Source organism: Clostridium sp. AF37-5 (genome assembly GCF_003477605.1).
Lineage (GTDB): Bacteria > Bacillota > Clostridia > Lachnospirales > Lachnospiraceae > Eubacterium_F.
On record NZ_QUDR01000047.1, the window covers coordinates 1 to 3,164 of the forward strand.

General features: G+C 31.5%; 3 protein-coding genes. 1 reads left to right on the plus strand and 2 read right to left on the minus strand.

What is annotated here, in order from left to right; genetic code table 11:
• Positions 1-443: 443 nt before the first annotated feature.
• A complete protein-coding gene (locus DW019_RS14685) occupies positions 444-1,505 on the minus strand; it encodes a hypothetical protein (RefSeq protein WP_118444038.1) in 1,062 nt (353 codons plus the stop codon).
• A 90-nt stretch (positions 1,506-1,595) separates the two neighbouring features.
• Complete coding sequence (locus tag DW019_RS15595) at positions 1,596-2,021, minus strand: zinc ribbon domain-containing protein (protein ID WP_243024171.1); 426 nt, start codon at positions 2,019-2,021, stop codon at positions 1,596-1,598.
• A 219-nt stretch (positions 2,022-2,240) separates the two neighbouring features.
• Between DW019_RS15595 and DW019_RS14695 the strand changes: the two genes are divergently transcribed.
• Positions 2,241-3,113 carry a DUF6731 family protein gene (locus DW019_RS14695; RefSeq protein WP_118444039.1) on the plus strand — a complete coding sequence of 291 codons (873 nt, stop codon included), beginning with the start codon at positions 2,241-2,243 and terminating at the stop codon, positions 3,111-3,113.
• Positions 3,114-3,164 lie beyond the last annotated feature (51 nt).

Below are 3,164 nucleotides of genomic sequence, written 5' to 3' on the forward strand. Positions count from 1 at the left end.
CATATATGGGGATTGTAAGAAAAGAAGAAATCGGATATAGTAAAAACAGTTATAAAATTTAGGCACTTTGGGATTTAATAGAAATTGAAATCCATTAAGACAATGACAACCCAATTTTACCACGATTGCAGAAAGGACGAGAGATTCCATGCGATTACTATATCGGAAGTGAATAAACACTCCGAAAATGCTGTGCCACTAAAATAATGCCTCGCTACTAATAGCAATCTCGTTAGCAAGGCATTTGTGTGACTATAGAACTAGGTTTGAATTTCCTGACCATCTTTAAAAATATAATGGTTATTGTCTGAAAACATAAACAGTCAGATCATCTATATGGTTTTCTTATAGTATTTTTTGTATTCGCTCTACACGATGCTGTGGATATCTCCCCATATTACATATCGTAATATATCATATAATAGACATCAATACATCATCAGTTATTCATCAGAATTGTTTATTAGCAAACCACTTTCATTATCATCTGAAGAATACCAAAAATGATATGATATACCATTCCGGGTATCATTACAAAAAGCCTTCCCCCATAAAATGTTTTTTTCTGCTTTCTTCACCAATTCCATATAATAATCATTCGCATCCTGTGCAGTTAACGAACAATCGGCTAAAAGGATTGAATAAATATAGGTTGCTGTTCCAAAATTTTCTTCACTTTTAGAAACATTCGTCCAACGTATATCAAATCCCTCACACATTCCATTCTTGTCATACTTTGCCAGAGAAAGATAGACACCCGTAAATTTTTCTTTATTGTACACATAAATAACAGGAGTGTCTGTTATGTTATCATCATCAATTTTTGCAGAAAAATTTTCATTTTCTTCTTGTAGTAAGGAATTTAATTTGTCTTCAAATTCTTCGGCATAATAGTAAAATTTGTGATTGTGATATCTATTAGTGTCGAATTGGACATATAACGATGCTAATTCCTTACTATCATTGTAATCTATTTTTTTAAATTGTTTTGCTGCATTAATATAATCCCACTTTGCAACAAGTTGTTTACCATATTCGTAAGTTGTAGATGTATATTTTCTCATTGCATCACCATATTTTCCGGCGGAATAATAATTTTCTGCTGCTGCTTTTAAATCCCCCTCTTTATATCTCGTTTCAGCCAATTTGTAATATGATTCGTTTAATTTTTCTTGAGAATCTTTGTATGTATCTATTTCGCGCAAAATATTAATAGCATCTTGATACTTATTGTTTTCTATATAAGTTAATGCACTACTATATTTATTTTTCTTTTCAACTGTAGATTTTATTTTAGGAAACAAAATAAATATGAGAGCCATAGTAACAACGCATATAACTGCTAAAATAATAATTATTTTTTTCTTCTGAAAATTTGGTTTTTTAGCATTAGAAACAGACTCACTACTTTTATCCAGTTCTTCAAAACGATATCCGCACTTACCACAAAAATTGTTCGAAGCATCCATTTCAACATTGCATTTGGGACATTTTTTCTTTTCCATCGTTTTTACTCCTCCTCGACTTTCTTTAATTGATTTATACTAACATCAATATTTTTGTGTTAGCACAAAGCACTTTTTTCATCCCCTCGTTTATTTGTCAATTATTCCACCTATACCAACACCGACAGATACGGTTGGCGAATTATTAGTTGTTGTTATACCATATCCTGACACTTCTAGTTCACCCGATCCTCTATTCAGCCTAACAATAATTTCCATATCTTCCTTGATTTCAATATTTGCCATCGTTTTTCTTGGTCCCAAAGAGAAAAGTATATTATGCATTCCTGTTGTCGCAGGAATTGTTATTTCCTCACCACTTTTCAATTTATAATCCTCGCTAGAATCCACTTGGATATTTACAGGTGGGTTTATCAGAAACCATTGCTTTTCGCGTTTGATGTGGATATTATAAGTTCCTCTATCTTCTCGTCTTAAAGGTAATCCACAATTTGGACATGATATAGCTTTATCCGATATCTCTTTGCCGCATTCAGGACATTTGATAAGCGCCATTTTTATTCCCTCCTCTTCGGTTATTTTTATAATTTTTTAATATAATTATAGCATAACGCCGTTACAAATACTATAATTAATTTTAATAAGTTTGTGTAGTAGCGTTCGTTTGTACAGAAAATCAAACTTGTCTTTATCTGTGTGGGAAAAATACTTGAAATTTTGAAAAAGTAAGTGTAAAATTATCATATGTAATTTGTCAAATGAGGAGGAAAATCAATGGCTAGAAAAGTGAGTATAACGTGTGAATACTATTATGTAAAAAAGTATATCGATAATAAAGAATGTGATGAGTTGTTTGATTTGCGTCATTGGTTTACAAAAATAAGTGCCTACGATTTGGAGAAGAGGGTTAAGCCATTAGGGACGGAGCAAGGACGTATGGAAGATATAAAAAAGCATGATGAAATATATTCTATGAATTTTGTCAAGATGGAAACATATAGTTCCACGTATATTGTAAAAAAAGACGAGAAAGCAAAACATGTAGATATAGATATTGATGAAGATGAATATATTGGAAAAAATACGGTTGCACTATACGATGCAACTAAAGGGATTACTATGTTAATGAAAAATAGAGGTGGATACTCTGCGTATACAATAACAAATTATATAAACTCCTTTTATGAACAGCCTGTATGTTATCTTGAGCCTGTTAAATTTGAAACAGATTTCTATAATCCGCATAGTAAATTTGGCAAAGTTGAAATAAAAATTTCTAACGCCAAACAATTTGTACCAACACAAGGGGCACCTTATGAGGAAGCGCTAATCAAAGCAGCTGAAATGGATGCACAAACATTTGCTTTTGAGTTTTCTGCAGGAAGAAAAAAAAATGCAGAATTAGATCCCAAAATGGTAAGAACAATTATTACAGATGCGTTTAATAATATGGGAATAGTTTCGATTGCAAAAGTTAGGATGACTGATGAACACGGAACTGCACTGTATAGTTTATTTAATAATATCAAAAATGATATTATTAAGATGGTAGCGGATTCAAAGGGAGAAGTGTCATATATTGATTTATCTAAGGAAATGATGAAGGTATACTATAAGTCAATGTTGGGGCAAGATATAGAAATATAGGTGACAAACTATAAATAGTCAAGAGGTTTTTGAAAAAAATTATACTTGTAA